The following is a 26,132-nucleotide window of genomic DNA, read 5'->3' as shown; positions in this document are numbered from 1 at the left end:
CAGCGGACCATCGGGAACGCGGGGTGTGTTGAGATTCAAGCCAGGCCGCGCCGACATGGTGGTTTCCGAGAGCGTATGTTCGGGTACGAGAACCCGGAAGCGCAGGAAGTCCGCTTCTGGATCGAGAGACGTTCCGGCCAGTTCAATGTGCGATCGAATGCGTCGCTGTCATGCGTGGATCAATGGAGCACAACGTCAGCGTGTGAAGTCCACCGGAACCGTCGACCAAAATGAAAGCCGGGGAACGCCCGTTATATTTGCGGCGTTTAAAAGACGTTGAAGCGGCGCGGCGCTTGTGGTTCCCTTCCCTCCTGACGCGGAGAAATGACCATGCGCCTGGCGGTTTTGACGTGCCTTGTGGCTATTGGTGGCTTGTGCGGCTTCGCACCATCGGCATCGGCTGACACGAAGGTGCTGGTCAAGACCCGAACCTACGACATATCAGGAACCACGGGCGCCGCCCTGATCGAGGCCATGGACCGGAAAGGTCCGAAGCGGCACGGCTTCATGACGCACGCCATCGCGCTGGCCGCCTATACGGTAAATTGGGACCTTGAGATCACCAGGGAGGGTGGTGTCTGCCGTCTGCGGCAGGCCAATGGGACACTCGATCTCACCTACACCTTACCGCGCATGGTCTCAGCCGCGACGCCGGCGCTTCAGAAGCGCTGGAAGCGGTTTTTCGCGGGCGTTCGTGCCCACGAGCATAACCACGGCCGCATCGCCAGGACAATGATGCGGGCGACCGAGAAATCGATCACCGGACTGGAACTCGCCGACAACTGGGTTTGCAGCAAGACGCATCGCGAGGCGAGGCGCCGGATCAAGGCTGTCTATGCCGAATACGAGGCGAAACAGAACGCTTTCGACGCGCGCGAGCATCGCGCCGGCGGCCATGTCGAACGCCTCATCGGTGCCCTGTTGCGCAAGCAGTAGCCGCTCAGCTTCGAGTCCTGCCGTCCTGTCTCACGGAGGCGGTTGCGGTTTCATGTTCGTCGACCGGCTTTTTCTGTTCCGGCCTGAGCGAGAATTCCACCATCAGCGGAACATGGTCGGAGCCGGTGCCTTCCAGCCTCGACACCGAATGGATGAGAACCGCGCCCTTGCTGAAAACCTGGTCGATCGGCAGTCCGGCGAAGCGCAGGAAATCCGGCAGCTCGACATAGAGCCAGGTCGGCCCCGGCGAAGGCGCCACGGTCAGCTTGCCGATATCTGCGACTCGCCGGACGGCGGCGCTCCACGGCGCTGCATTGCAGTCGCATGCCATGATCGATGTCTCGCCAAGCGAGGCGAGTTCATCCGACAAATCGCCGATCTGCCATGATTGGTTGCGCGGCCATGGCCAAGTCAGGTGCATGGCGGCGACGTCGACCTCGGATCCGCCGAAATCGACCGTTGCGATGGCCATCGCACCGCGGCTGTCGCAGCGCGGTTGCGTGCCGGCGGCAAACGGCCGTCTGGACAGCAGCGCAACGCCGAAAACGCCATTGGGGTAGGGGCAGAGGATCCGGTAAGGATAGGCACTGGCGAGAAGGCCGAGCTTCGCCTTCCACATGTCAGATACCTCATCGAGGGTGATCACATCAGGCTGGGTCCGGCCGATCAGCGACAGGACTTTTTCAGGCGTTGGATTGTTGAACCGCAGATTCATCTGCAGCAGGCGGTAGACCGCCTGGTCACCGGGGACCGCCTGATCGCCGGCCTCGGCTTCGTAGGCTGCCTGGACCGGCCACAGGCGGGGCACCGACAGGGCGTTCGAGGTGGTGGCAAAGGCAGCCACCGCAAAGAGCAGTGCTGTGGCCGCCTCCAGGCGAAACGAGGTCGCCAGCAGCGGCAGCGCGCAAAGCGCCATCAGCACAGCAAGATGAGCGCGGAAATGAGCGAAGGAATCGAAGGCCGGATGCAGCGTTCCGAAAAACCCGGCCACCAGCGCGACCGAGAAGACGAGCATTGCTACGAATGCTGCCGACGCCATCATGTTTCGAACGCGTGCCATCTACTTTGTTTATCGGCAGAAATGCAGCCCAAATCAAGATTACGAAATGCCCTGCCGCGCGGTTACCAAGGTCCGGTCGATGCAAGCCGATCGGTGCTACTGGAACGCCGTCTCCGAAAAGCTTCTGAGCTTGCGCGAATGCAACCGTTCCATCGGCATCTCGGCCAGCTTTTCCATCGCCCTGATGCCGATGGTCAAATGCTGTGCCACTTGTCGCTTGTAGAACTCGGTCGCCATGCCGGGCAGCTTCAATTCGCCATGCAGGGGCTTGTCCGAGACGCAAAGCAAGGTGCCATAGGGCACGCGGAAACGGAAGCCATTGGCTGCGATCGTCGCCGATTCCATGTCGAGCGCGATCGCCCGTGACTGCGACAGCCGCTGCACCGGCCCCCGCTGGTCGCGCAACTCCCAGTTGCGGTTGTCGATGGTGGCGACGGTGCCGGTGCGCATGATGCGCTTGAGGTCGTAGCCGGAAAGGCCGGTGACTTCGGCGACCGCCTCCTGCAGCGCAACCTGGATTTCGGCCAGCGGCGGGATCGGCACCCAGACCGGAAGATCGTCGTCCAGAACATGGTCTTCCCGCACGTAGGCATGCGCCAGCACATAGTCGCCCAGCGCCTGGGTGTTACGCAGCCCGGCGCAATGGCCGAGCATCACCCAGGCATGCGGCCTGAGCACCGCGATGTGGTCGGTGATCGTCTTGGCGTTGGAGGGGCCGACGCCGATGTTGACCATGGTGATGCCGCCATGGTTCGGCTTCTTCAGATGATAGGCCGGCATCTGCGGCAGGCGCGGCGGTGCCACCCCATCGCTAGGCGCGCTTTGTCCAGCCTTGGTGACGACGTTTCCCGGCTCGACGAATTCGACGTATCCGCCGCCGCCATTCGCCATCAGCTTGTGCGCACGGGCGACGAATTCGTCGATGTAGAACTGGTAGTTGGTGAACAGCACGAAATTCTGGAAATGCTGCGGACTGGTCGCCGTGTAGTGCGACATCCGGTGCAGCGAGTAGTCGATGCGTTGCGCCGTGAACGCCGCCAGCGGCCTGGCTTCGCCTAACGCCACTTCGAACGTGCCGTTGGCGATCTGGTCGTCGGTGCCGTCGAGGTCCGGCACGTCGAACAGGTCACGGATCGGCCGCCTGATACGCTCGGCTGCCGCTCCGTCGACATGGGAGCCTTCCAGGAACGCGAAATGCAGCGGGATTGGCGTCGTCGATTCCGAAACCGTGACCGGAACGCCGTGATTGCGCATGATCAGACCAAGCTGTTCGGTAAGATAGCGTTCGAAAAGGGCAGGTTGGGTGATGGTGGTCGAGAAATGCCCAGGTGTCGGCATGTGGCCGTAAGCCTGCCGCGAGTCGATCTGGGTGAACGAAGTCGTGGTGACGCCGACCTCGGGATAGAAGGCCCGGTAGCGCTTGTTGTTGTCGCCGCCTGCGGCGAGCGCCGTAAATGAATCGCGCAGGAATTTGGTGTTGCGATCGTAGAGGACCTGCAAGGCCGCGACGGCCTTTCCTGCATCATTAAAGCTTTGCCGACCAAACGGCTCCGGCATCACGACTGAGTCTATGGCTTGGGGATAGATTCGCTTTTCCATGACCCAATATAGAGGCTTGGCCATGCGGTTGGGAGGGGCCAAAGGGTCGTTTTTTGTTTTTGGATAGTTTCGATGAAGGCCGATTGCGCCTAGCCGCGCCGCAGGCTGACCAACAGCACAAAGCCGACGCCGGTCTTCTTCAACGCCGGCGCTTCGATCGTCGAGCCGGCATCGGCGCGCATCGAGGGCACGGCCAGAACCGGCGCTGCAAGAACCATCAGGATGAGCGTCGCCCGCGGCACAAGCCGAAGGGTCTTGAGGGCGTTGGCGATGATGCGGTTCATGGTGTGTTGCTTCTCTCTAAGGGTTTCTGTCGGCGTCAATGGCGAAGGTGGCTCGGGCAACCGAACCGGCAGGAATTGGCCTGGTCCCAGGAGCGGGCTGGGCGGCCGGCCTCGGCAACGAGGATGGCGAACGACATGCCGAACAGGCTCATCAGCAGGCAGACGATGGTGAAGCGGCGGGCGAACATTGCGTGGTGTCTCCTTCAACACGCATGACAATGCCCTTATGCAACTGAACCGGTTCTGATGCCGGCGTTCATCTGCGGTTCAAATTTATCGACGGAGGGTCGAGTGCCCGCCGCCACCGCGCCGTCGCCGGCCACGAGCGCCGCCGCAGTCTTGCTACCGACATCCAATCTTGCTGCCGACAAGGGCGGGTAAAATTGCTATTAGGGCGCTGAAGGCACGGCCCGCACGATTGATCCGTTGTCCCAAGCAGACGGCGCAAACAAAAAAAGGGGCCTTCGCGGCCCCGTTTTCAATTTGTGGCAGCGGAAACGATTAGAGCTTGTGCCAGGTCTGGCTCCTGCAGATCAGCCCGCCGAGCACGCAGCCGCTCATCTTGAGCGAAGCGCCCGAGACCGACGCCTTGCCCGAATAGGTCTTGTCGGTCTCCGGGTCGGCTATGGTCCCCGTATATTTGATGGCGCCGGACACCTTGAACGAACCGATGCGCTTGCCGGCAAACTTGCCTGATTTGAGCGTGATCGAAAATGCACCGCCGCCGCTTGAGATGGCGGCAGTCGAACCGGCTTGCGTTTTCCAGTTGCCTTCGATCGGATCGGCCCAAGCCGCGCCGGCCATGATCAAGGTGGCCGCAAGGGCCATGCTGATTTTGCGAAACATGTTTCTCCTCCCTCTGGGCATCCGGCCGGGTGTTCTGCCCCGCCTGTCTGCCTTTTACGCAAACGTAAGCTAATTCACCTCCCGACAAAACAAAAGCGGTGCCGCTGCGGAAGACTTCAGGATTTTCTGGCCGCACGAAGCGGTCTCGTCGGTGGGAAATGAAAAGTTCGCAACTCCGTCTTTGTCTCCCGTGGTTAGCGGAGTCTTGATCTTCGCCTCGCAAATTTTCGTCAAATTTAGTGCAAACCGGCGCAATTGCTGGCTTTGCATCCTTAACGAATTCTCGTGTTTACCTCTTGTTTTAGCTTTGTTTTCCTCAAATTAAGCACGCCACTTAACCGCGGATTCAAGCCTCCGGTTCATTCTCGAAAGCATCGAAAGAGCGGCCACCCCCAAGGGTTATCAACAGACACCAAGGGACAGAACGAGGCAGCTCTCGGGAGCCTGACAGGGGCTAGAACAGGGGATTGAAATGGCACGTTTTGAAATGCCTGAAGCCGGCTTCGGCGCCATGGGGGCAACTGCCCAGGCCGACATCCTTTTCGAATTGGGCATGATGTATGCGACCGGCCGCGATTGCGAGACCGATGTCGTCGCCGCCCACAAATGGTTCAACATCGCGGCGATCAAGGGCTCGGTCCGCGCCGCGGAACTGCGCTCGGAATTGTCGGCCGCCATGTCGAAGGTCGAGATCGCCAGGGCGCTGCGCGAAGCCCGCGAATGGATGACGATGCACTAAGTTGGCCCTGAGTTCATCGGGCACTGAGTTGATCGGGCACTGAGATCATCGACAGGGACGCTTCAGGTCAAGGCCGCGCAAGACGGCCGGACCGGCAAAAACAAGGCCGCGCAAGACGGTCGTACCAACAATGACAAGAACGCGGCAGGCCGGATACGGCCAAGCTGCGCGACGGACGGGGAAGGCGAGCGGTTTTCGGACGCGGGAGCGCTTGGGATCGTTCGATCGACAAAAGCCGCGACCGGCCGGAACAAGGCAGGCGCGGCTTTTGTGTTCAGGCCTCAGGTTGCAGGCCCAATCGAGTGCCGCCGATGCGCCTAGACAGGCTTGGCGAGGGGTGAAATTCTCCCACCTATTCTGGAAGAGGCGCGGCCGAAGCGGCCGTGCGCGGAGTGGAGGAGTTGTATCGCCATGAAAAAGTTGGTTATTTTGAGCGCGGCCATTGTCGGCCTGGTGATGAGCGCGCCGATTGCCTTCGCCGAAGACATCACCTTTTCGGTGGTCGGACCGATGACCGGACAGCTTGCCACCATCGGCGACCAGTTCAAGCAGGGCGCGCAAGCCGCCGCCGACGCGATCAACGCCGCTGGAGGTGTCGAAGGCCGCCAGATCAAGCTCGACGTCCAGGATGACCAGTGCGATCCGAAGCAGGCGGTTTCGGTCGCCAACCGCATCGTCGCCAACGGGGTCAAGTTCATCGATGGCCATGCCTGCTCGGGCTCGAGCATCCCGGCCTCGGCCGTCTATGCCGAAGCCGGTGCGCTGATGATGAGCCCAGCTTCATCGAACCCAGAGCTGACCGACGCGGCGGCGAAAGCCGGCTGGCCGACGATCATGCGCCTTTATACGCGCGACGATGCGCAGGGCGCGTTCATCGGTCCATGGATCGCCAAGAAATATGCCGGCAAGAAGGTCGTCATCATGCATGACAAGAGCGCCTATGGGCAGGGCGTGGCCGATGCCGTCAAGGCGACGATGAACCAGAACGGTCTCAACGAGATCCTCTACGAGGGCATCAACGCCGGCGAAAAGGACTACTCGGCGCTTGTCACCAAGCTCAAGGAACTGAAGGCTGATGTGGTCTATTTCGGCGGCTACCACCCCGAGGCCGGCCTCATCCTGCGCCAGTCGGCGGAACAGAACCTCAAGTTCCAGCTGATCATGCCGGACTCGATCGCCACCCCGGAATTCTGGCAGGTTGCCGGCCCGGCCGGCGAAGGCACCATGTTCGTCTTCCCGTCGGATCCGCGGGCCAAGCCCGAAGCCAAGGAAGCCATCGAAAAGATCAAGGCGGGCGGCTTCGTGCCCGAGGGCTTTACGCTGTTCTCCTATGCCGTGATCCAGGCCTTTGCCGAGGGTATCAAGCGCGCCGGCAGCGACGACCCGGCCAAGGTTGCCGAAGCGTTGAAGAACGGCGAGCCGATCAGCACCGTCGTCGGCTCTGTCATTTTCGATGAAAAGGGCGACCTCAAGAACGTCAGCTACGACATCAACCAGTGGCACGACGGCAAATACGCGCCGATCCAGCCGTAACAATTGGCGTCGCTTGCGGTAAAACGGAAATGGCCGCGTCAGACCGGCCATTTTCATTTTCATTTGGGCATGCGTTTGTGGCGCGTGTCTTCAACGTCACCTTATGAATGGGGGAACAGCGGTCAGCCGTGGGCTTCCTCGGCAAAACGCACCAGCACGGTCCCGTCGGTGACCTGCGCGCCTTCCGCTGCGATTTCGGCGATCGTGCCGTCATGGGTGGCGGAAATCGTGTGTTCCATCTTCATCGCTTCCAGGATCAACAGCGGCTGGCCCTTGATGACGGCCTCGCCCTTGGCTGCACGCACCAGCTTCACCAGACCCGGCATCGGCGCCCGCAGGCTGTCAGAACCGGCGGCGATTTCGTCGGCCCTTGCCAACGGGTCCGGCACCGCGAAGCTGTAGCCGACGGCGCCCGAAAAGACAGTGACATGGCCCGGCCAGCGGGCAAGGCGAGAGCCAGCGCGCAGATCAAGCGCGCTGTCATAAGGTGCGTCCAGTGCCACTTGGAAGCGTCCGTCCGGCCGCACCGACACAAGCGCGAGGATCTCATCCTCGCCGTAGCGCAGCCGCGTGCGCCGCGCCAAGGTGTGAAAATGTCCATAACCGGCAAGCGACGACCACGGATCGTCGGACGGCGGCTGAGCGCCGGCGCCGGACGCTGCAAATGCGGCTGCGGCGACGATCTCGCTGCTCGGCGGCGGCACTGCGGTCAGCGCTTGCTGATGCCTGCCGATCAGGCCGGTATCGACATCACCTGCCGAAAAATCCGCGTCAGCGGCAAGAGCGGCGAGAAAGGCGGTGTTGACGGTCGAGCCAGCGATCTCGGTCTGCGAAAGGGCCATGCTCAGCGCTTCGAGCGCCGCCTGCCTGCCCTTGCCGTGCACGATCAGCTTGGCGATCATTGGATCGTAGAAGGGCGAGATGGCATCACCGGCCCGCACGCCGGTCTCGATCCGCATGCTGGCGCCCTCGGGCGCAGTATCCGGAAATTTCAGGTGATGCAGCGTGCCCGTCGCCGGCAAAAAACCCTTTGCCGCGTCCTCGGCATAAATGCGCGCTTCGAAGGCATGGCCGGAGAGCGTGATCTCGCTCTGCGTCTTCGGCAGTTTTTCGCCGGACGCCACCTGCAACTGCCACTCGACCAGATCGGTACCGGTAACCATTTCGGTGACCGGGTGCTCGACTTGCAGGCGGGTGTTCATTTCCATGAACCAGAAGCGGTCGGCCTTCAGCCCTTGTGAGGCATCGACGATGAACTCGATCGTGCCGGCGCCGGAATAATTGATCGCCTTGGCGGCCTTCACCGCCGCCTCCGTCATCGCTTTGCGCAATGCTGGCGTCATGCCGGGGGCGGGGGCTTCCTCGATCACCTTCTGATGGCGGCGCTGCGCCGAGCAGTCGCGCTCGTAGAGATGCACGACGTTGCCGAAGATATCGCCGAATACCTGAACCTCGATGTGGCGCGGCTTGTCGATATATTTCTCGACCAGCACACGGTCGTCGCCGAAAGCGGCCTTGGCCTCGCGCCGCGCACCCGACAGCGCCTCGGAAAAGTCGTCGGGGTGTTCCACGCGCCGCATGCCCTTGCCACCGCCACCGGCGCGCGCTTTGATCAGGACGGGATAGCCGATCTCGCGTGCCTTGGAGGCGAGCAGCACAATCTCCTGCGCCTCGCCGTGATAGCCCGGCACGACAGGCACGCCGGCCTTCTCCATCAGCCGCTTGGCCGCGTCCTTCAGCCCCATGGCGCGGATCGAGGCGGCCGACGGGCCGATGAAGACGAGCCCCGCCGCCGTCACCTGATCGACGAAATCGGGGTTTTCCGAGAGGAAGCCGTAGCCCGGATGGATGGCCTCGGCGCCGGTGGCCAAAGCCGCGGCGATGATCTTGTCGCCGCGCAGATAGCTTTCGCCGACCGGGGAGGGACCGATATGCACCGCCTCGTCGGCCATCTCGACATGCAAAGCCCCGGCGTCGGCGTCGGAATAGACGGCAACGCTACGTACGCCCAGCTTGCGCGCCGTGCGGATCACCCGGCAAGCGATCTCGCCGCGGTTGGCGATCAGGATTTTGGCGAACATGAAACCTCCCGGATTTTCCGCGGGCGGTGCCAGTCAGCCAGGCGACTGACTATTTGGAAAGCGCGATCTGACAGCCGCCGCTCGCAAGCCTGACTTTCCACTTTTTCAAGCCTGACTGACAGTTCCGCAGCGCCAGATCTTCCGCCGCCTTTTGCGACGGTGCGTTCAGCCGCGCGCCGCAAATGATGGAGATGTCGACGACGCGCGAATAAAAGGTCGTTGCATAGGCTGAATGGCCGCTGGCCGCCACATAGGCGTTGTACGTCTTGGTACACGGATCCTTCGGGTTTCCAGCCAAAGTCGGGTAGAAACGGATGTCGCCTTTGTTGCCCGCCAGTGATTCCGCAGCGCTGCCGCCTGGAGCAGCTAATATAAGAAGCCCTGCAAGTATCGATACAGTAGTTTTCTGAGAAAGTCGCAGTCTCATCTTCGCCCCATCCCCATGGAAATTGCAAATCAGCAATAGCCGCAATTTTTCCGTCTGGCCAGTTCGATGTTTGAAAATGAGTCTGAAGGGTGTGGATGGGATTTCTCATCGGGACAGGTCACGCTCCCGCCAAGCGCAGCAACGCCTGCTGGTATAGTTCTGCCGTCTGCTGGTCGAAGCAGCAGAAAATGACAGTTTCCGGAACCGCGTTCTGGCCGACGAAGGCGCTCACGGTGCCAACGGCGATCTGCGTCGCCTGGTCCTTTGGATACCGGTATACACCGGTCGAGATCGCCGGGAATGCCACGGTCCGGCAATCCTTGGCGACGGCGAGTTCGAGCGACCGGCGATAGCAGGAGGCGAGCAGATGGGCTTCACCTTTGCCGCCGCCTTGCCAGACCGGACCGACCGTGTGGATGATATAGCGTGCCGGCAGCCTGTAACCCTTGGTGAGTTTTGCGTCGCCGACCTTGCAGCCATTGAGTGTTCGGCATTCGGCCAGAAGCTCAGGGCCGGCCGCCCGGTGAATGGCGCCGTCGACGCCACCGCCGCCCAGAAGTGACGTGTTGGCGGCGTTGACGATGGCATCGATCGCCAGCTTCGTAATGTCGCCGATATGAACGCGAATCCTCTGATTGATTTCGCTCATCTCACATCCTGAACACGCCGAACCGTGTCTCCTCGATCTCGGCGTTCAGCGCGGCTGAAAGGCTGAGCGCCAGCACCTCGCGCGTCATGGCCGGATCGATGATGCCGTCGTCCCAGAGTCGGGCGGAGGAATAGAGCGGGTGACCCTCATGCTCGTATTTCATCAGGATCGGCTTCTTGAATTTTGCCTCCTCCTCCGCGCTCCATTCCCCGCCCTTGCGCTCGATCCCCTCGCGCTTGACGACGGCCAGCACGGTGGCCGCCTGCTCGCCGCCCATCACCGAAATGCGGGCATTCGGCCACATCCACAGGAAGCGCGGCGAATAGGCGCGTCCGCACATGCCGTAATTGCCGGCGCCGAACGAGCCGCCGATGATGATGGTTACCTTCGGCACCCGGGCCGTGGCGACCGCCATCACTAGCTTGGCGCCGTCCTTGGCGATGCCGCCGGCCTCGTATTTTCGCCCCACCATGAAGCCGGTGATGTTTTGCAGGAAGATGAGCGGGATCTTGCGCTGGCAACACAGCTCGATGAAATGCGCGCCCTTCAGCGCGCTTTCGGAGAACAGCACGCCGTTGTTGGCGATGATGCCGACCGGCATGCCATTGAGATGGGCAAAGCCGGTGACCAGCGTGGTGCCGTAATTCTGCTTGAACTCATCGAAGTCGGAGCCGTCGACGATGCGGGCGATCACTTCACGCACGTCATAGGGCTGGCGCAGATCGGTCGGCACGATACCGTAGAGCTCATCGGCTGCATGAAGTGGCGGACTCGGATCGCGAAGTGCCAGCCCGATCTCCTTCTTTCGATTCAGGTTCTTGACGATGCGGCGCGCGATCGCCAGCGCATGCTCGTCGTCCAGCGCAAAATGGTCGGCAACGCCGGAAAGCCGCGTGTGGACGTCGGCGCCGCCCAGCTCCTCCGCGCTGACGTCCTCGCCGGTGGCGGCCTTCACCAGCGGCGGGCCGCCGAGGAAGATGGTCGCCTGGTTGCGCACCATGATCGTCTCGTCCGACATCGCCGGCACATAGGCGCCGCCCGCCGTGCACGAACCCATGACGCAGGCGATCTGTGGTATGCCGGCCGCTGACATGTTGGCTTGGTTGTAGAAGATGCGGCCGAAATGGTCGCGGTCGGGAAACACCTCGTCCTGATTGGGTAGATTGGCGCCGCCGCTGTCGACCAGATAGACGCAAGGCAATCTGTTCTGCAGCGCGATTTCCTGGGCGCGCAGATGCTTCTTCACCGTCAGCGGATAATAGGTGCCGCCCTTCACCGTGGCATCGTTGACGACGACCATGACTTCGGTGCCTTCGACGCGGCCGATGCCGGCGATGATGCCGGCCGATGAGATGTCTTCGCCGTACATCGACCATGCAGCGAACTGGCCGATTTCAAGGAATGGCGAGCCGGTGTCGAGCAATTGGGCAAGGCGCTCGCGCGGCAAAAGCTTGCCGCGGCTCTGGTGCCGTTCACGCGCTTCCTCCGACCCGCCACGCTCGATGGTGGCCGCCTTTTCCGCAATGTCGGCGACCAGCGCCCGCATACGCTCGGCATTGGCGCGGAAGGTGCCGGAGGCGGGCGAGATCTGGGAAGTGAGGGTGGGCATGATGTTACCGGATCAGTTCGATCTTGCAGCCGATATCCAGGTCGCCCCAGTCACGGTCAGCGGTGACGGCAATGGCGTTCTCGCGAATTGCCAGTGCGAGGCAGGCGCGATCGCCCAGCGACAAGCCGCGATGCCGCGTCAACTCGCGAAGCTGACCGGCGGCGATGCCCATCATTTCGTCGAAAACAGCGACCGGCATGCCGAGGCTGGCGAGGTCGTCCGCGGCCTCTTCCATGCTGCGTCCCCTGTCGATCAGCTTGGCGATGATTTCGGCCGCATTGACGGAGCTGCATTGCGCATCCGGCGCGAAACCCAAGGCAATATCGGTGCCTTTCTCGTTGAGCAGGATCGCAAGCGCCGCCGAGCTGTCCATGACGTAAGGTTTCACTTCGCCCTTTTCCTCGCCATTCCTTCGGCATGAAGCCGGTCCAAACGCTCATCGCTTCGGCGCTGTTCTTCCCGCCGCTCCTTTAGAAATTCATCGACGACACTTTCGCCCGGCCTTTTCAACGCCGACAATTCCGCCTGGACGCGCCTGAGATTCCGAAGCCACGACCTTACCCGCAACTCGCCGTTCTCGACATGAAGGATCAAGTCTTCACCAGGCTTCACGCCCATTTCCTCGCGCATCGCAGCCGGGATAACGAAGCGTCCGCCCTCGCCAAGTCTAACGCGCTCGCGTTTCGCTGGAACCCGGAGCGGAGTTTTCCGAGCTCCGGCCTCGAATTGTGTTTGCGGATTTTCGTCAAACCCAGCCTTTTCGGTTCCGTTCGCCATAGTCTGCCTCGTTCCCAACAATGTGGCACATTCTAGTCATTATGGCACAATTGCCTATTCATGGCAAAGATTCAAGAAAGGGACCACTAGATCGCCTCCGCCATGATTTCGCGCCCGATCAGCCAGCGGCGGATTTCGCTGGTGCCGGCGCCGATCTCATAGAGCTTGGCGTCGCGCAAAAGCCGCCCAGTCGGATAGTCGTTGATGTAGCCGTTGCCGCCCAGCAGCTGGATGGCGTCGAGCGCCATCTGCGTCGCCTTCTCGGCAGCGAACAGCACGCAAGCGGCGGCGTCCTTGCGGCTCGTCTGGCCGCGGTCGCAGGCGGCGGCCACGGCATAGACATAGGCGCGCGCGGCATTCATTGCCGTATACATGTCGGCGAGTTTGCCCTGCACCAGCTGGAACTCGCCGATCGGCTGGCCGAACTGCTTGCGTTCGTGCACATAGGGGACCGCCACATCGAGGCACGCCGCCATCAGCCCGATCGGGCCGCCGGCGAGCACGGTGCGCTCGTAGTCGAGGCCCGACATCAGCACTTCGACACCGCGCCCTTCCTCATGCAGCACATTGTCGAACGGCACCTCGACGTCTGAAAAAACCAGTTCGCCGGTGTTGGAGCCGCGCATGCCGAGCTTGTCGAGCTTTTGCGCGACGGAAAATCCGGCAAAATCCTTTTCGACGATGAAGGCGGTGATGCCGCGCGAATGGAGCTCCGGATCGGTCTTGGCATAGACGACCAGCGTCTCGGCGTCCGGGCCGTTGGTGATCCACATCTTGGTGCCGTTGAGCACGTAGTGGTCGTTGCGCTTTTCGGCACGCAGTTTGAGCGACACGATGTCGGAGCCGGCGCCGGATTCCGACATTGCCAGCGCGCCGACCTTTTCGCCGGTGCACAGCGCAGGCAGATATTTCTGCTTCTGCGCCGGCGTTGCCCAGCGATTGATCTGGTTGACACAGAGGTTGGAATGAGCGCCGTAGGAGAGGCCGACCGATGCCGAGGCGCGGGAAATCTCCTCCATAGCGACAACATGAGCGAGATAGCCCATGCCGGTGCCGCCGAAATCCGGATCGGCGGTGATGCCGAGCAGGCCGAGCCCACCGAGCTCGGCCCACAGATGCGCCGGAAATTCGTTCGAGCGGTCGATCTCGGCGGCGATCGGCGCGATCTTGTCCTGGGCGAAGCGCCGCACCAGGTCGCGCAGCGCCTCGATGTCTTCGTCAAGCCCGAAGTTAAGTGTGTGCGTGTACATGCCGTTCCTCCCGGCGCACGACCCCGAAATCGAATTCGATTTTCGCGGTGGATCATGCGCAAAATCAAAGTGCTACAGCGTCGTTTGCTCACCCGGCGCTGTAGGTCGTTGTCGCACTGCGGGCCTTTGCTCCAACCAGGCGCATCGTCATTGAAAGATATGTGGCGGTTACCTCCGAGATCGATAGCCGCTCGCCCGGCCGGAACCAGACGATGACGCCGGTCATCATCTGGATCAGCGCCATGGCAGTCAGCCCCGTGTCTTCGACGTCGAAGACACCGGCTTCTGCGCCGTCGCGCAGAATGGCGCGCAGCTCCTTTTCATAAGTCGTGCGCATGCGCAGGATCTGCGTCAGGCGATCATGCGACAGGCTGCGCAATTCCATGTTCGAGACATGGGTGGAGTGGCGGCGTTCGATGTGGAAGGCGATGTGGTTTTCGACATAGGCGGCGAGCCGCGTCGCCGGATCGGCCACGACGGGGCGCGCCGCATTCCATGCCTCAATCAGCCCTTCCATGTGCTCGCGCATCAGCGTGAACAACAGGTCTTCTTTGGTCGGAAAATAGCGATAGAGCGCCGCGGCCTGCACGCCGACCTCGGCGGCCAGCTGGCGCATCGACATTGCCTCGTAGCCAAGACGCGCGATCAGGCTGACCGCCGCCTCGCGGACCGCTGCCTCGGTCTTTTCCCCGTCAGAACCGGTCGTGCGCGCCATGATCGCCTCTCGAGTGGCGCAATAATAAAACGAACGTTCAATTAATTCAAGCGTGGATTCGATTCCAAGATAAATGACCACGTCTTTTAAATAGTTGACGTAGTCAATCGATTTGGCGATGATCCTGCAGCGTTGAAATCTCCTGAGAAGGAGCCTGCCATGCCGGATGAGCGGAATGCCATGGTCACCGAAATCCGCCATTTCAACAGGTTTTACACCAGCTTGATCGGGCTGCTCGACGAGACCTTGATGCAGAGCACCTACACGCTGACCGAGGCGCGGGTGCTGTTCGAGCTGGGTCACCGGGCGGGCGCCGTCGCTAGCAACCCGAGCGGCGAGGCAAGGTTTCTCGCGCGAGCGTTCCATCTCGATCTCGGGCCAGCGGCGTCCGGGATTGCCGGCGAACTCCGGCTGGACCCTGCCTATGTCGCGCGGATCCTCATAAAATTCGCCGCCATGGGCCTGATCGAACTGCGTGCCGACCCGGACGACCGGCGTCGGCGCATCCTGTCGCTGACCGCGCGGGGAAACTCGGAACTGGCCACGCTGCAGGCGGCGGCGGACCGCGATCTTACCCGGCTGACGGCCGGCCTGGCCGACAACGAAGCCGCCGAGCTTGCGGACGCCTTGAAGCGGGTCATGTGCCTGCTCGGCGACGGGGGGAAATAGCGGCAGGGCCGAAACGATGTTTTGCGATCCTCAGTTCCTCCGTGCCGCCGCCAGCGCGCCGGGTAGCTCCTCAGCAAGGATGTCGAGCTCGTGGTCGAGGCCGACGCTGACCCGGATGCAGCGGTCGAGCACCGGCACCATCGGCTTGCGGATGAACACATCGCGCGACAGCAGCGCCTGCAGCACCTTCAGGGCGAAGGCGCCGTCGCCGCCGCAGTCTATGGTGACGAAATTGGTCGCCGAGGGCAGCGGCTTCAGCCCATTCGCCTCGGCTATTTCAGCGATGCGGCGGCGGCCGGCAGCGACCCGCGCCACCACGCTTTGCAGATAGTCCTGATCGGCCAGCGCCTCGACACCGGCGATCTGCGCCATGCGGCTGACGCCGTAATGGTTGCGGATTTTCTCGAAATCGCGGATCACCTGGGCTTCGGCCACCGCATAGCCGCAGCGTATGCCGGCTAGCCCGTAGGCCTTAGAGAAGGTGCGCATGCGGATGACGTTCGGCCGCGCGACCTCGATTGGCGGCAGTGCTGAGGCCGGGCCCAATTCGCCATAGGCCTCGTCGAGCACCAGCATGGTGGTCTCCGGCAGGGCTTCGATGAAGCGGATGAGCTCGACCGCTTCCCACCAGCTGCCCATCGGATTGTCCGGGTTGGACAGATAGACCAGCGGCGTATTTTCCCTGGCGACAGCAGCCAACAGGCCGTCGAGGCTTTCCCGGTCGTTCTCGTAGGGAACCGCGACCAGCCGGCCGCCGACGCCGGCAATATGGAAATTGAAGGTCGGATAGGCGCCGAGCGAGGTGACCACCGCATCGCCCGGGGCCACATACATGCGCGCCACCAGGCTGAGCAACCCGTCTATGCCTTCGCCGACCACCACGTTTTCGGTGCTAACGCCAAGATGCGCGGCAACAGTCACCTTCAAATCGTGATTGTCGGGGTCGCAATACATCCACATGTCGCTGGCAATGCCGGCCATGCGGGCGACGACGCGCGGCGAGGGCCCGAAACTGCTCTCATTGGCGCCGATGCGGGCGCGAAACGCGCGGCCCCGGTCACGTTCCTGCGCCTCCGGGCCGACAAACGGCACCGTCGAGGGAAGCGCACTGACGATTGGCGTGAGGGAAGGGCGCTGGCGCATGGCAAAGGCTCGTTCGAAAAGGGCCTTCTTGCTAGCGCGGCACAGTTGGCCGCGCAAGCTCCCGCCTTGGCTGCTACCATCATGCTGGATTCCCCCCGCTCTTTTTGCTAGCGAGATATCTCTTTTTGCTAGCGAGATGTTCATGAACAATCGACTCCCACCTGCTTGGTCAAAGCACATCAAGCCCGGACCCGCGCCGAAAGCGAAGGTGCCGATAGCGAAGCCGTTAGCGAGCCCGCAGAAAGGAAACGCCCAGTCGCGTGCGCAGGCCGACGACGCGCTGCTGAAACAGGCATATGCCTTTCAGCAGGCCAAGCGGCTCGACGAGGCTCAGGACCTATGCCTTCGGGTTCTGGCGCGCACGCCGAACCATCCGCTCGCCTTGTACATCCTGGGGACCGTATACCTGGGTTACGATGATGAGAGGGCCTTGCGATATTTCGCACGGGCGGTCGGCGAGGAACCTAAAAACCCCTACTACCACCTCAGCCTGGGCGAGGCCTATGTGAAGGTCAGCGAGTATTCGCCCGCAATCAGGCATATGCAGTACGCCTTGGAACTGCAGCCCGGCCTTATCGAAGCACTTTGCGCATTGGGCCTCACCTACACGGCGTTTGACAAGCCCGACATGGCTTTGCCGCTTTACGAGAAGGCGCTGAAAATCAACCGCGATCATCCCAAGGTGCGAGCCGGGCTGGCCGGCGCGCTCAGCGGCCTGGGGCGTATGGATGAAGCCGCCGTCTATCTGAAAGAAGCGATCGATCGCCGTATTGGGGTGCCGGCTGCCTACAACGACCTTGTACAGACGCGAAAGTTCACCGAGGAGCCCGAGGAGCTCCAATCCATCCTTGGTGAACTTGGCAATCCGAAACTTGGTTCGGAAGCCGCGCAGCAACTCCATCACGCCGCCGGCAAGGTGCTGAACGACCTCAAGCGCTACGATGAGGCATTCGACCATTTCAACAGGGCGAAACAGGCCTCCGGCTACAAGTTCGACATCGACTTGTATCGTCGGTGGATCGATTCGATGATTGAAACCTTCACGCCGGATTTTTTAGCTGCTCGGGCCGGCTATGGAAATCCTTCCGAACTGCCTGTGTTCGTGGTTGGCATGCCACGCTCGGGGACGACGCTCACGGAGCAGATCTGCGCCAGCCATCCAAATGTTCATGGTGCAGGGGAGCTTAGCAAACTAAGGCGGGTCGCGAATGCGATCGGCCTCAAGACATCATCGGCTGGAGATTTGAACCAGCCAATTACGTCGATCACAGAAGTCCTGTCCAGAACGCTGGCCGAAGAGCATCTGTCCTATTTGCGGGAGCGGGCGCCTGCCGCGCTTCGCGTCGTGGATAAGATGCCGCACAATTTTGAACTGATCGGCCTTATCGGCCTTCTCTTCCCCAACGCGCGCATCATTCATTGCCGTCGCGACGCCATCGACAATTGCGTCTCCTGCTTTGTCCTCAACTTTAGCGAGGCACACAGCTATAACACCGACCTGAAAACACTAGGCCTGTACTATCGCGAGTATGATCGCCTGATGCAGCATTGGAACGAGGTTTTTCCGGGCCTTATCTTCGAAAATCGCTACGAGACGCTGGTCGAGGACCAGGAAGCGCAGTCACGCCGCCTGATAGATTACCTCGGGCTGCCTTGGGACGACGCCTGCCTGCGCTTTTTTGACAGGGATGGTTCGGTCAACACGCCCAGTCGCTGGCAGGTTCGTCAACCGATTTATAAATCGTCGGTCAAGCGCTGGAAGAATTATGAAAACGAAATTCAGCCGCTTATACAGTCGCTGGGCGATCTCGCAGAGATTTGACTCGAGGTCGGGCGGTCCGCATTGTGTGGACCGCGAGGGTCGCAAGAGCATAGGCTGATCTTCAGCCGCCAAATGCCCAACATCTGCGATTGGCCGCAGGCCACCATGCCTTCGCAGGGCGGAGCGAACGGCTTATCCTGTTCCTTCCAAGCGCTGCTGCGGTGCAGAATCTTTCAAGACGCTGGAGGGACAGCGCCCCCCTCTGTCCTGCCGGACATCTCCCCCACGAGGGGGGAGATGTCCGGCATTGCGGCTTTCGCTAATCTCCAACCTTTATGAACAGGCGCTGTCAGCGAAGCTGCCGATCTCCCTCCTTGTGGGAGATGTCCGGCAGGACAGAGGGGGGCGCGAAGGATCGCTGCTGCTTTCATTCTGCGCAGCCGATCGGCTTCCAACCTGTCAGAAATCACAGACCGAGATCCAGCAGCGAACGACCTTGGCCGGCATTGGCGGCGCCATACATTCCGCCCTTGACAGCCACGCCGACACGAAAAAACCCGGCGGTTGCCCGCCGGGTTCGATTTCAGTCAAATGCTGCTGATTAGAACGAGCGCTGGAAGCGGAGCATGCCGCCGAGGCTGTCTTCGTCGTCCGCAGCGGTCCAGTTGGAGAAGCCGTCCTCGCCGAACTCGCCGGCGTGCAGGTAGTCGACTTCGGCCGTGATCGTCAGGCCGGGAACGATGTCATAGGCAATGTTGGCGGCGATGCCGAGGTTTTCACCTTCGTCATACGAGATCTGGGTGTTGAACGAGGTCTTCTCGTTGATGGTGTAAGTGCCACCGCCCCAGACCGCCCAGTTGCCGGACCACAGCTTGTAGAAGCCGCGGCCGCCGGCGGCGGGGAATGCATAGCCGCCGTCCGTGAGGTTGTCGTCGGTGCCGTAGCCGGCCATGATGAACAGCGACAGGTTCTCCATCGGGGTGACGTCGAGGCGAACCTTGCCGGCGACTTCTTCATAGTTGGCGTCGTAAGCAATGACGCCGGTGATGGCGCCCCAGCCCTGCGTCCACTTCACGCCGCCGACGACATTCGGAACATAGCTGTCGATCGTGAAGTCGCCATAACCTTGTTCGAGAGAGACCACGGCCGAGAAGCCATTGCCGGCATCGAAGTAGTACTGAACGACGTTGGTGTCGAAACCACCGTAGGGAACCAGCGTATCCTGGATGACGTTGCCGGCATAACCGATGAACGTATCGAAGGCCGATTCGTCTTTACCGACGCGCAGCCCACCGAGCTGGATCCAGGCGAAGTTCAGCGAAATGCCTTTGTTTTCGGCAGGGTTAAAGACATAGATCGTCTCACCTGGCAGCGGGGGCAGCGGACCCGCGCCGTCCGGATCGGGACCGGGGACGTATGTGGCGCTGACGTGCCGGTTACGGTTGCCGAAGTTGAAGCGGGTCTCGGTGTAGGTCTTCAAGGTGCCGAGCTCGGTTTCCTGGCCGGTCCAGGTCTTGAAGTTAAAGCGGGCCTGCTTGTAGTACGTGTCCTGGATGTCGCCATCCTCGACGTCGAAGTTCTCAGCACCGTCGAACGAGCCGACGTCGCCGATGCCGATGTCGTAGCGGACATAGCCGCCGATGCGCAGGCAGGTCTCGGTGCCGGGGATGTAGAAATAGCCAGCGCCGTAGACGTCGCAGATGCGGACGTATTCAGCTGGTTCCGGCTCGGCAACGACGACGGCGTCGGCGGCGCGCGCACCGGAAACTGCGACCAGTGCCGCAGCGGAGCCAAGAAGAAGGCTCTTGATGTTCATTTTCTGACCTCCAGTCAAAAGTTAAAAAACGGGTCTGGGTATTCTTTGCTGAAGGACAGCGTTCCCTGCCCCATCCCCACTACCGAAAAAGATGCGCACCGCGCCGCTCCTTCGAATTCGACATTACCCATGAGGCGGCGGCGTTCAACCACCATCGCATCGGCGAAAGGTCTGTGCGGGTGCTATCCCCCTGCGTTGTTGCACAAATGACACGATTTGGCCTCACTCGGAAAGCTCCCATTAACCATTGAGCTGTCGGAGACCCTTGGGTGAGCCCTTGCAATTCGGCCGATTCCGGCAATTGCCCCTCCCGGAATTGCGACGATGTTGTGAGTCGTCAGCCAAGGGATTGCCGCAGAATCGCCGCATGGCAAAAGCACGGTTTCGGCAGAAGCCGGTTTTTTCAACGATAATGGGTCAGGCTTGTTGATTGTGCCGGCGCTTTTCTTTATCCACCGGCGCAACGGAGAGGTGGCCGAGTGGTCGAAGGCGCTCCCCTGCTAAGGGAGTAGAGGTCAAAAGCTTCTCGTGGGTTCGAATCCCATCCTCTCCGCCATCCTGCTTCGCGCTTCGCGCTTCGCAGGACAAGTCCAGCAAATCCATCCTGCTTCGCGCTGCGCGCTTCGCAGGACAAGTCCAGCAAATCCCTCTCCGCGCGAAGCAGGATGCCTCCGAAGGCTTGGCGAAGGAGGGCTGCAAAACAGGGTTGGCAGTGTTCCTCTCGCGAAGCAGGATGCCCTCCGCGTAGTCCTGCGAAGCGCGAAGCAGGGAAGGAGGGGCCGATTTCGTGTGGTATGTATATCTGCTGGAAAGCAAGGCTGCCGAAGGTGAGCGCTATATCGGCGTAACTTCCGACCTGAAACGACGGAATGTCGAGCACAACGCCGGAAAATCCAGCCATACTTCCAAATTCATGCCATGGCGGATCGTGACCTATGTCGCCTTCTCGAACCAGGCTAACGCGACTTCATTCGAGCGTTATCTTAAATCCGGTTCCGGGCACGCTTTCGCCAACAAACGTCTGTGGTGAATGTCCGCATCCCTCGCAAAAATTCACTTTGCGGCGAAGCATTGCTCGGCCATATCAAAAAAGTTGGCGATGGCGCCGGGCAGGCCGCCGGTCTCGAGGAAAGGCGCATGGCCTTGGCCCTCGACCATGATCGTCTCGACACAAGGGTGACGCTTTCGCATCTGTTCGAGCGTCTCAGTGGACAGCAGCTTCGAATTGGCACCGCGTATGGCGAGCAACGGAATCGCCGTCAGCGCCTCGAACTGCGGCCACAGGTCAGGCAGGTTCTGGGTCAGGTCGAGTCCCGCCAGCGTGTCGACCAGCTTCGGGTCGAAATCCGGCACCTGCCCCTCATCCGTCTCTCGGTAGAGGGCCGATACCATCCGCTCCCAATCCGCCTCGGTCAGAGCAGGAAAGTCGCTGCCATGCGCGCCGCGCTGGGCGCCGACCGCCTCGGCGCGGGTTTTCGGCTTCGGCACGCTCTCGAGATAGGAGCGGATATGGGCGAGGCCGCCGGCCTCGACCACCGGGCCGATATCGTTGAGTACGACAGCCCTCAGGACGGCCGGGCGCATCGCGCCGAGCACATGGATGATCAGCCCGCCGCGTGACGTGCCGATGAAACCTGCCTCCTCGATATCAAGCGCCGCCATCCCGGCGAGGATATCACCGGCTTCGACGCCGACATTGTAGTGGCCGACATCGGGGTCATAGGCGGATTGCCCGCGCCCGCGATAGTCGAAGGCGATAATTTTTCGCGGACTTTCCGTCCGTCGCGACAGGTGCAGCGCCAGCTCATGAAAATCGCGGCAATTGCGAGTCAGGCCGGGCAGGCAGACGACCGGCCAGTGGCCGGAGTTCGCTTCGCCATAGATACGGGCGTGGAGTTGCAGCCCGTCCGGCGAGGGGTAGAAAAAATCGGAAAAACCGCTCGACATTTGGACTCGATTCCTCGCCGTTGCCGGATCGTCGAGACTGCTACAGGCGAGGGCGGGGGTGGTCAAATCGGCTTAGCCGTCGGCGGGACAGCGCCCCCCTCTGTCCTGCCGGACATCTCCCCCACTTGGGGGGAGATTGGCAGTTCGGGCGCCCCGCCAGTTCTGCGACGTTGGCGATTGGCGAAGGCCGAAGTGACATCCAATCTCCCCCCCAAGTGCCCCCAAGTGGGGGAGATGGCCGGCAGGCCAGAGGGGGGCGCGAAAGATCGCTTGCTTTTGTCCAATCGCGCCCTTCAACTCCGCCCGTTCACCAGATCTCCGACAATATCGTACTTACCGGTAATACGCATCTTGTAGACTTCGTAATTCTCCATCACGCGCTGGACGTAACTTCTTGTTTCCGTGTAGGGAATCCGCTCGATCCAGTCGACGACGGCGTCGATGTCCTTGCCGCGCGGGTCGCCATATCTAGCCACCCACTGGGCGGCGCGGCTGGGGCCGGCATTGTAGCCGGCAAATGTCAGCACATAGGAGCCGTCGAAGCGGCCGAGCTGCTCGCCAAGGAAGGCGGCGCCCAAGGTCGCATTGTAGCCGGCGTCGGTGGTCAGCCGCGCCTGCGAGAAGATCATCCCGGCCTTCTTCGCCAATTGCCTGGCGGTCCCCGGCATCAGCTGCAGCAGCCCGCGCGCGCCGGCGCTGGAGACGGCGCCGATGTTGAACTCGCTTTCCTGGCGGGCGATCGCATAGGCCAGCGCCTTGCCCGAGCCGGAAATGTTGGCGGTCTCGGGAATGACGCCGAGCGGATGCGACAGCGCCCCGACAGCGATGCCGCGCGCGCCGGCGATCTTGCCGACTTTCAGCGCCAGGAAGTGATTGCCCTGCTTTTCCGCCATCGCGGCCAGCAGCGCCAGCTCTCCAGGGCTGGTCAACTGTCCAGCGAGGTCGCGGTAAAGCGTGTCGGCGTAGCGCTCATAGCCCGCCTCCTGCAGCCGCCTGATGGCGCTGACCGCCTCGCGATTGGCGAAATTCCGGTGATCGGCGGCGCTCGGCTGCGGATGGGCGATGTTGAGGACCTGCCGGCCGACGCGCTCGCCGGCGAGCTGGCCGTAGAAGGTCGTGCCATAGGCGGCGGCACGGATGAAATAATCCTTCGCACTGCCGGGGCCGCCGGCTTCGGCCGCACGGCCGAGCCAGTAATAGGCGCGCGACAGCGATATCGGCCCCTGGGTGAGAACGGCGATCCGCGTAAAATGCCTGGCAGCGGGGTTGGGGTCGTTGAGGCCGCGCAGCGCGTACCAGCCGGCATGGAACTCGGCATCCGCCGCGTTGGTAGCACTTTCGGCGGCGTGCGCGGCGACTATTCTGTAGGCGGTCTTCATATCGCCCTGGTCGACCAGTTCGCGCGACAGCACCCGGCGCTCGGCCCACCAGGCATCCGGGTCGACAAGCGCGATGCGATCGCTCGGCGCCTTCATCACCATAGCGGCGGCGTCGGAAAACTTCTCCTGCTTGCGCAGATATTGGGCTTGCGCGAAGAGATAGCCGGCCGAACGCTGCGCGGCCGGCACGGCCTTCAGCAGTTTGGCCGCATTCTTGTCGCCCCTGTCCGCCGCCGCCCAGGCGTCAGCCAGCTGCCGGGCGCCGGCAAGGTCGGCGACGCGCAGCGCCGAATTGATCCGGTCGGCATAGAACATGCGCTCCATGCGAAATCGGTGGTCGGCGGCGGCGATCAGCTTGCCGAATTCTTGGATGATCGCCGCCTCGTCCCTGGCTTCCAGTTTTTCGGTGCGCCAGAAAGGCGACAGCACCGAGCGCGCCGCCTCGACGTTGCCGTGCGACACATAGGAGCGGGCAAGGATCACCACGCCCTCGACTGTTTGCGGCTGGCTGCCGCCAAAAGCCTGCACCACGATCTCCGGCGCGGGGTTTTCACGGTAGAGCGCGCGCTCGCTGTTCCTGCGCAAGGCGATCATGCCCGGCCAGTTCGGCAGCATTTTCGCAGCATCGGCGATCTCGCCGCTTGGCACCTTGTCGCCGCCATAGAGCGCGATCGACCAGGCAAGGATGTGCTGGTCGAGCGAATTGACCGGCAGGGCATCGCGCACTCGACGCGCGCCGGCAATGTCGTTTGCCGCCAGCGCATCGAGGCCGCTCTTCAGCCTGGCGACACTGGCGGGAGGGGATTCCGGACCCTGCGGGCCCGTATCCTGCAGGTTTGGCATCGGAATGGCCGAAGTGACCTGCACATCGACTTTGCCGGCGGCCACAAGGCTCGGCGTCAACAGGAGAATTGCGCCAAGCAGCGCGAAAAAATGAGGCTGCCTGGTCGGCATGGCTTTCATCATTCCTGCCTTGCACATTACCAACAGGCACAGATCAACTGAAGCCTAGTTGGCTGTGATGAAGAGCCCGTAAATAAAGGCTGTCGAGGTCTTTCTAATTGCGCTTGCTGGCACTACCGCCACGCTTGCCGCGCAACAGTGTCGAGACTATGGTGCGCCGCTTCGCTTTCGGCTAGAAGGCGCGCACGACAAAACACCTACGGCGCCGCGCGTCTTCTCGGACGCGCAAAGGACGCTGTAGCACATTAAATTTGGCGCATGATCTTTCCGTAAATCGACACCGATTTTCGGGTCATGCGCCAGTCCCAAGGAGTTGGACGACATGCTGAGAGGCTCGCTTACCGCGCTCGTGACACCGTTCGAAAAGAGCGGCCGTTTCGACGAGAAAGCCTTTCGCGCCTTCATCGCCTGGCAGATCGCCGAAGGTACGACGGGCGTGGTTCCGGTCGGCACCACCGGCGAGTCGCCGACGCTGTCGCATGACGAGCACCGCCAAGTCGTCAAGGTCTGTATCGAGGTAGCCAAGGGCCGCGTTCCGGTCGTCGCCGGCGCCGGCTCCAACAACACCGAAGAGGCGGTCGGCCTGGTGCAATATGCCGAGAAGGCGGGCGCCGACGCGGCACTGGTCGTCACGCCCTACTACAACAAGCCGACGCAGCGCGGCCTCTATGCGCATTTCGCTGCCGTCGCCAAGGCGACCAGCCTGCCGATCATCATCTACAACATTCCGCCGCGCTCGGTGATCGACATGATGCCCGAGACGATGGGCCAGCTGGTGCATGACTTCAAGAACATCGTCGGCGTCAAGGACGCCACTGGCAAGGTCGAGCGGGTTTCCGAGCAGCGCGCCACCTGCGGCAAGGATTTCATCCAGCTTTCCGGCGAGGACGCCTCGGCGCTCGGCTTCAACGCCCATGGCGGCGTCGGCTGCATCTCGGTGACGGCGAATGTCGCGCCACGGCTGTGCGCCGAATTCCAGGAGGCGACGCTTTCCGGTGAGAGCGCCAAGGCACTGGATTTGCAGGACCGCCTGCTGCCGCTGCACAAGGCGATTTTCCTGGAACCCGGCGTGTCCGGCGCGAAATACGCGCTGTCGAAGATGGGCAAGGTGGAGAACGTGCTGCGTTCGCCACTGGTCACCGTCGAGCAGTCGACCGCCGAGAAGATCGATGCGGCCATGAAGCACGCCGGCTTGATTAATTAGCGAGCCCGTTTGGAAACTCTACTCCTGCGGCCATCTGAAGGCGTCACCTGCGCTTCCGGTGCTCACGTACTATATGTACGCTCCGCTCCGGTTCGCGCATGGCCCCGAAAGCGTTCGCTTTCGGAAAGGACCATGCGCAAAGTCAGACTTTTAGAGCGCCCTTTGCGCGTTTGAAAAACGCGCGGCGCTCTAGTGCCACCATCATCTGACTCGCAGGAGCGAGTTTCGAAACGGACTCTAGGCGTCATGAATCAAGTCAGAAAAGCCGACCCCAACAACAAGACCGTTGCGGAAAACCGCAAGGCGCGGTTTTCCTATGAGGTGCTCGACACGATCGAGGCCGGCCTGGTGCTGACCGGCACCGAGGTGAAGTCGCTGCGCCAGGGCCAGGCCAACATCCAGGACAGTTACGCCTCGGTCGAGGGCGGCGAGATCTGGCTGATCAACTCCTATCTGCCGGAATATCTGCAGGCCAACCGCTTCAACCACGAGCCGCGCCGGCGCCGCAAACTCCTGCTCAACAAGCGCGAGATGGCCAGGCTGGCGCAGAGCGTCGATCGTGAAGGCATGACGCTGGTGCCGCTAAAAATCTATTTCAACGACCAGGGCCGGGCGAAGCTTTTACTCGCCGTCGGCCGCGGCAAGAAATTGCACGACAAGCGCGAAACCGAAAAGCAGCGCGACTGGTCGCGCGAGAAGGGCCGGCTGCTGAAGGAGCGTGGGTAGGCTGGGAGCCACTCTTTT

25 protein-coding genes and 1 tRNA gene are annotated in these 26,132 nt (G+C 61.8%); 9 read left to right on the top strand and 17 right to left on the bottom strand.

Going from position 1 to position 26,132, the window contains the following annotated elements:
* Positions 1 to 330 precede the first annotated feature (330 nt).
* Positions 331 to 936 carry a DUF922 domain-containing protein gene (locus AC0L3I_RS21000; RefSeq protein ID WP_473528083.1) on the top strand — a complete coding sequence of 202 codons (606 nt, stop codon included), beginning with the start codon at positions 331 to 333 and terminating at the stop codon, positions 934 to 936.
* Between the two features lie 4 nt (positions 937 to 940).
* On the opposite strand, the gene AC0L3I_RS20995 is transcribed toward AC0L3I_RS21000, so the two are convergent.
* The 5 genes from AC0L3I_RS20995 to AC0L3I_RS20975 form a co-directional block, all read right to left on the bottom strand.
* Positions 941 to 1,996, bottom strand: coding sequence for an endonuclease/exonuclease/phosphatase family protein (locus AC0L3I_RS20995; RefSeq protein ID WP_473528082.1), 1,056 nt, complete (start codon positions 1,994 to 1,996; stop codon positions 941 to 943).
* Between the two features lie 96 nt (positions 1,997 to 2,092).
* Positions 2,093 to 3,553: an AMP nucleosidase gene (locus AC0L3I_RS20990; RefSeq protein WP_473489801.1), complete on the bottom strand. Its 1,461-nt coding sequence runs from the start codon at positions 3,551 to 3,553 to the stop codon at positions 2,093 to 2,095.
* A gap of 131 nt (positions 3,554 to 3,684) precedes the next feature.
* A complete protein-coding gene (locus AC0L3I_RS20985; protein WP_473489802.1) occupies positions 3,685 to 3,879 on the bottom strand; it encodes a hypothetical protein in 195 nt (64 codons plus the stop codon).
* 35 nt (positions 3,880 to 3,914) lie between these two features.
* Positions 3,915 to 4,067, bottom strand: coding sequence for a hypothetical protein (locus AC0L3I_RS20980; protein WP_165848692.1), 153 nt, complete (start codon positions 4,065 to 4,067; stop codon positions 3,915 to 3,917).
* Between the two features lie 313 nt (positions 4,068 to 4,380).
* Positions 4,381 to 4,725 carry a DUF2147 domain-containing protein gene (locus AC0L3I_RS20975; protein WP_473528081.1) on the bottom strand — a complete coding sequence of 115 codons (345 nt, stop codon included), beginning with the start codon at positions 4,723 to 4,725 and terminating at the stop codon, positions 4,381 to 4,383.
* 472 nt (positions 4,726 to 5,197) lie between these two features.
* On the opposite strand from AC0L3I_RS20975, the gene AC0L3I_RS20970 reads away from it, so the two are divergent.
* A complete protein-coding gene (locus tag AC0L3I_RS20970; protein ID WP_027152750.1) occupies positions 5,198 to 5,464 on the top strand; it encodes an SEL1-like repeat protein in 267 nt (88 codons plus the stop codon).
* A 411-nt stretch (positions 5,465 to 5,875) separates the two neighbouring features.
* A complete protein-coding gene (locus tag AC0L3I_RS20965) occupies positions 5,876 to 6,997 on the top strand; it encodes an ABC transporter substrate-binding protein (protein WP_473489804.1) in 1,122 nt (373 codons plus the stop codon).
* A 122-nt stretch (positions 6,998 to 7,119) separates the two neighbouring features.
* Here AC0L3I_RS20965 and AC0L3I_RS20960 read toward each other — a convergent pair whose 3' ends face one another.
* The 8 genes from AC0L3I_RS20960 to AC0L3I_RS20925 form a co-directional block, all read right to left on the bottom strand.
* Positions 7,120 to 9,078: an acetyl/propionyl/methylcrotonyl-CoA carboxylase subunit alpha gene (locus AC0L3I_RS20960; protein WP_473528080.1), complete on the bottom strand. Its 1,959-nt coding sequence runs from the start codon at positions 9,076 to 9,078 to the stop codon at positions 7,120 to 7,122.
* A 49-nt stretch (positions 9,079 to 9,127) separates the two neighbouring features.
* A complete protein-coding gene (locus AC0L3I_RS20955) occupies positions 9,128 to 9,505 on the bottom strand; it encodes a hypothetical protein (RefSeq protein WP_473528079.1) in 378 nt (125 codons plus the stop codon).
* Between the two features lie 118 nt (positions 9,506 to 9,623).
* Entirely contained in the window at positions 9,624 to 10,154 is a 531-nt protein-coding gene (locus AC0L3I_RS20950) for an O-acetyl-ADP-ribose deacetylase (protein ID WP_473528078.1), read from the bottom strand.
* 1 nt (position 10,155) lies between these two features.
* Entirely contained in the window at positions 10,156 to 11,763 is a 1,608-nt protein-coding gene (locus tag AC0L3I_RS20945) for a carboxyl transferase domain-containing protein (protein WP_473528077.1), read from the bottom strand.
* A gap of 4 nt (positions 11,764 to 11,767) precedes the next feature.
* On the bottom strand, positions 11,768 to 12,151 hold the full coding sequence (locus tag AC0L3I_RS20940; RefSeq protein WP_192356790.1) for a PIN domain-containing protein: 384 nt from the start codon (positions 12,149 to 12,151) through the stop codon (positions 11,768 to 11,770).
* A complete protein-coding gene (locus tag AC0L3I_RS20935; protein WP_473528076.1) occupies positions 12,148 to 12,540 on the bottom strand; it encodes an AbrB/MazE/SpoVT family DNA-binding domain-containing protein in 393 nt (130 codons plus the stop codon). Before AC0L3I_RS20935 ends, AC0L3I_RS20940 begins: the two co-directional genes overlap by 4 nt.
* Positions 12,541 to 12,626: 86 nt before the next feature.
* Positions 12,627 to 13,790 carry an isovaleryl-CoA dehydrogenase gene (locus AC0L3I_RS20930; RefSeq protein WP_473528075.1) on the bottom strand — a complete coding sequence of 388 codons (1,164 nt, stop codon included), beginning with the start codon at positions 13,788 to 13,790 and terminating at the stop codon, positions 12,627 to 12,629.
* Between the two features lie 88 nt (positions 13,791 to 13,878).
* Positions 13,879 to 14,505 (bottom strand): TetR/AcrR family transcriptional regulator, encoded by a 627-nt coding sequence (locus AC0L3I_RS20925; RefSeq protein ID WP_473528087.1) that lies wholly within the window; start codon positions 14,503 to 14,505, stop codon positions 13,879 to 13,881.
* Between the two features lie 249 nt (positions 14,506 to 14,754).
* Between AC0L3I_RS20925 and AC0L3I_RS20920 the strand changes: the two genes are divergently transcribed.
* A complete protein-coding gene (locus tag AC0L3I_RS20920) occupies positions 14,755 to 15,174 on the top strand; it encodes a MarR family winged helix-turn-helix transcriptional regulator (protein ID WP_473528074.1) in 420 nt (139 codons plus the stop codon).
* Between the two features lie 30 nt (positions 15,175 to 15,204).
* Here AC0L3I_RS20920 and AC0L3I_RS20915 read toward each other — a convergent pair whose 3' ends face one another.
* Positions 15,205 to 16,317, bottom strand: coding sequence for a pyridoxal phosphate-dependent aminotransferase (locus AC0L3I_RS20915; protein ID WP_473528073.1), 1,113 nt, complete (start codon positions 16,315 to 16,317; stop codon positions 15,205 to 15,207).
* A 142-nt stretch (positions 16,318 to 16,459) separates the two neighbouring features.
* Here AC0L3I_RS20915 and AC0L3I_RS20910 point away from each other — a divergent pair, with 142 nt between their 5' ends.
* Entirely contained in the window at positions 16,460 to 18,139 is a 1,680-nt protein-coding gene (locus AC0L3I_RS20910; RefSeq protein WP_473528072.1) for a tetratricopeptide repeat-containing sulfotransferase family protein, read from the top strand.
* Positions 18,140 to 18,680: 541 nt separating this feature from the next.
* Here the strand turns inward: AC0L3I_RS20910 and AC0L3I_RS20905 are convergent.
* Positions 18,681 to 19,895 (bottom strand): porin, encoded by a 1,215-nt coding sequence (locus AC0L3I_RS20905; protein ID WP_473528071.1) that lies wholly within the window; start codon positions 19,893 to 19,895, stop codon positions 18,681 to 18,683.
* Positions 19,896 to 20,360: 465 nt separating this feature from the next.
* Between AC0L3I_RS20905 and AC0L3I_RS20900 the strand changes: the two genes are divergently transcribed.
* Together AC0L3I_RS20900 and AC0L3I_RS20895 are read left to right on the top strand one after the other, a co-directional pair.
* Positions 20,361 to 20,451: transfer RNA gene (locus AC0L3I_RS20900), tRNA-Ser, on the top strand.
* Between the two features lie 231 nt (positions 20,452 to 20,682).
* A complete protein-coding gene (locus AC0L3I_RS20895; protein ID WP_473486636.1) occupies positions 20,683 to 20,925 on the top strand; it encodes a GIY-YIG nuclease family protein in 243 nt (80 codons plus the stop codon).
* A gap of 23 nt (positions 20,926 to 20,948) precedes the next feature.
* Here AC0L3I_RS20895 and AC0L3I_RS20890 read toward each other — a convergent pair whose 3' ends face one another.
* Entirely contained in the window at positions 20,949 to 21,842 is an 894-nt protein-coding gene (locus tag AC0L3I_RS20890; protein WP_473486637.1) for an alpha/beta fold hydrolase, read from the bottom strand.
* 293 nt (positions 21,843 to 22,135) lie between these two features.
* Positions 22,136 to 24,175, bottom strand: a complete 2,040-nt coding sequence (locus AC0L3I_RS20885; protein WP_473528070.1) for a lytic transglycosylase domain-containing protein — start codon at positions 24,173 to 24,175, stop codon at positions 22,136 to 22,138.
* Positions 24,176 to 24,506: 331 nt separating this feature from the next.
* Here AC0L3I_RS20885 and dapA point away from each other — a divergent pair, with 331 nt between their 5' ends.
* A complete protein-coding gene (gene dapA / locus AC0L3I_RS20880; RefSeq protein ID WP_473528069.1) occupies positions 24,507 to 25,388 on the top strand; it encodes a 4-hydroxy-tetrahydrodipicolinate synthase in 882 nt (293 codons plus the stop codon).
* A gap of 246 nt (positions 25,389 to 25,634) precedes the next feature.
* On the top strand, positions 25,635 to 26,114 hold the full coding sequence (gene smpB / locus AC0L3I_RS20875) for an SsrA-binding protein SmpB (RefSeq protein WP_473486640.1): 480 nt from the start codon (positions 25,635 to 25,637) through the stop codon (positions 26,112 to 26,114).
* Positions 26,115 to 26,132 lie beyond the last annotated feature (18 nt).

The organism is Mesorhizobium sp. WSM4840, from assembly GCF_055811755.1.
The sequence above is the reverse complement of the archived record's forward strand: the minus strand, read 5'-3'. Positions and strand labels throughout refer to the sequence as shown.

What these genes read in the sequence shown, in the direction of transcription:
- AC0L3I_RS20925 (WP_473528087.1), bottom strand. Translation starts at nt 14,505, where the DNA reads ATGGCGCGCACGACCGGTTCTGACGGGGAAAAGACCGAGGCAGCGGTC.
- AC0L3I_RS20955 (WP_473528079.1), bottom strand. Translation starts at nt 9,505, where the DNA reads ATGAGACTGCGACTTTCTCAGAAAACTACTGTATCGATACTTGCAGGG.
- AC0L3I_RS20950 (WP_473528078.1), bottom strand. Translation starts at nt 10,154, where the DNA reads ATGAGCGAAATCAATCAGAGGATTCGCGTTCATATCGGCGACATTACG.
- AC0L3I_RS20935 (WP_473528076.1), bottom strand. Translation starts at nt 12,540, where the DNA reads ATGGCGAACGGAACCGAAAAGGCTGGGTTTGACGAAAATCCGCAAACA.
- AC0L3I_RS21000 (WP_473528083.1), top strand. Translation starts at nt 331, where the DNA reads ATGCGCCTGGCGGTTTTGACGTGCCTTGTGGCTATTGGTGGCTTGTGC.
- AC0L3I_RS20890 (WP_473486637.1), bottom strand. Translation starts at nt 21,842, where the DNA reads ATGTCGAGCGGTTTTTCCGATTTTTTCTACCCCTCGCCGGACGGGCTG.
- AC0L3I_RS20980 (WP_165848692.1), bottom strand. Translation starts at nt 4,067, where the DNA reads ATGTTCGCCCGCCGCTTCACCATCGTCTGCCTGCTGATGAGCCTGTTC.
- AC0L3I_RS20920 (WP_473528074.1), top strand. Translation starts at nt 14,755, where the DNA reads ATGCAGAGCACCTACACGCTGACCGAGGCGCGGGTGCTGTTCGAGCTG.
- dapA (WP_473528069.1), top strand. Translation starts at nt 24,507, where the DNA reads ATGCTGAGAGGCTCGCTTACCGCGCTCGTGACACCGTTCGAAAAGAGC.
- AC0L3I_RS20995 (WP_473528082.1), bottom strand. Translation starts at nt 1,996, where the DNA reads ATGGCACGCGTTCGAAACATGATGGCGTCGGCAGCATTCGTAGCAATG.
- smpB (WP_473486640.1), top strand. Translation starts at nt 25,635, where the DNA reads ATGAATCAAGTCAGAAAAGCCGACCCCAACAACAAGACCGTTGCGGAA.
- AC0L3I_RS20985 (WP_473489802.1), bottom strand. Translation starts at nt 3,879, where the DNA reads ATGAACCGCATCATCGCCAACGCCCTCAAGACCCTTCGGCTTGTGCCG.
- AC0L3I_RS20905 (WP_473528071.1), bottom strand. Translation starts at nt 19,895, where the DNA reads ATGAACATCAAGAGCCTTCTTCTTGGCTCCGCTGCGGCACTGGTCGCA.
- AC0L3I_RS20965 (WP_473489804.1), top strand. Translation starts at nt 5,876, where the DNA reads ATGAAAAAGTTGGTTATTTTGAGCGCGGCCATTGTCGGCCTGGTGATG.
- AC0L3I_RS20930 (WP_473528075.1), bottom strand. Translation starts at nt 13,790, where the DNA reads ATGTACACGCACACACTTAACTTCGGGCTTGACGAAGACATCGAGGCG.
- AC0L3I_RS20910 (WP_473528072.1), top strand. Translation starts at nt 16,460, where the DNA reads ATGAACAATCGACTCCCACCTGCTTGGTCAAAGCACATCAAGCCCGGA.
- AC0L3I_RS20970 (WP_027152750.1), top strand. Translation starts at nt 5,198, where the DNA reads ATGGCACGTTTTGAAATGCCTGAAGCCGGCTTCGGCGCCATGGGGGCA.
- AC0L3I_RS20915 (WP_473528073.1), bottom strand. Translation starts at nt 16,317, where the DNA reads ATGCGCCAGCGCCCTTCCCTCACGCCAATCGTCAGTGCGCTTCCCTCG.
- AC0L3I_RS20885 (WP_473528070.1), bottom strand. Translation starts at nt 24,175, where the DNA reads ATGCCGACCAGGCAGCCTCATTTTTTCGCGCTGCTTGGCGCAATTCTC.
- AC0L3I_RS20975 (WP_473528081.1), bottom strand. Translation starts at nt 4,725, where the DNA reads ATGTTTCGCAAAATCAGCATGGCCCTTGCGGCCACCTTGATCATGGCC.
- AC0L3I_RS20945 (WP_473528077.1), bottom strand. Translation starts at nt 11,763, where the DNA reads ATGCCCACCCTCACTTCCCAGATCTCGCCCGCCTCCGGCACCTTCCGC.
- AC0L3I_RS20960 (WP_473528080.1), bottom strand. Translation starts at nt 9,078, where the DNA reads ATGTTCGCCAAAATCCTGATCGCCAACCGCGGCGAGATCGCTTGCCGG.
- AC0L3I_RS20990 (WP_473489801.1), bottom strand. Translation starts at nt 3,553, where the DNA reads ATGCCGGAGCCGTTTGGTCGGCAAAGCTTTAATGATGCAGGAAAGGCC.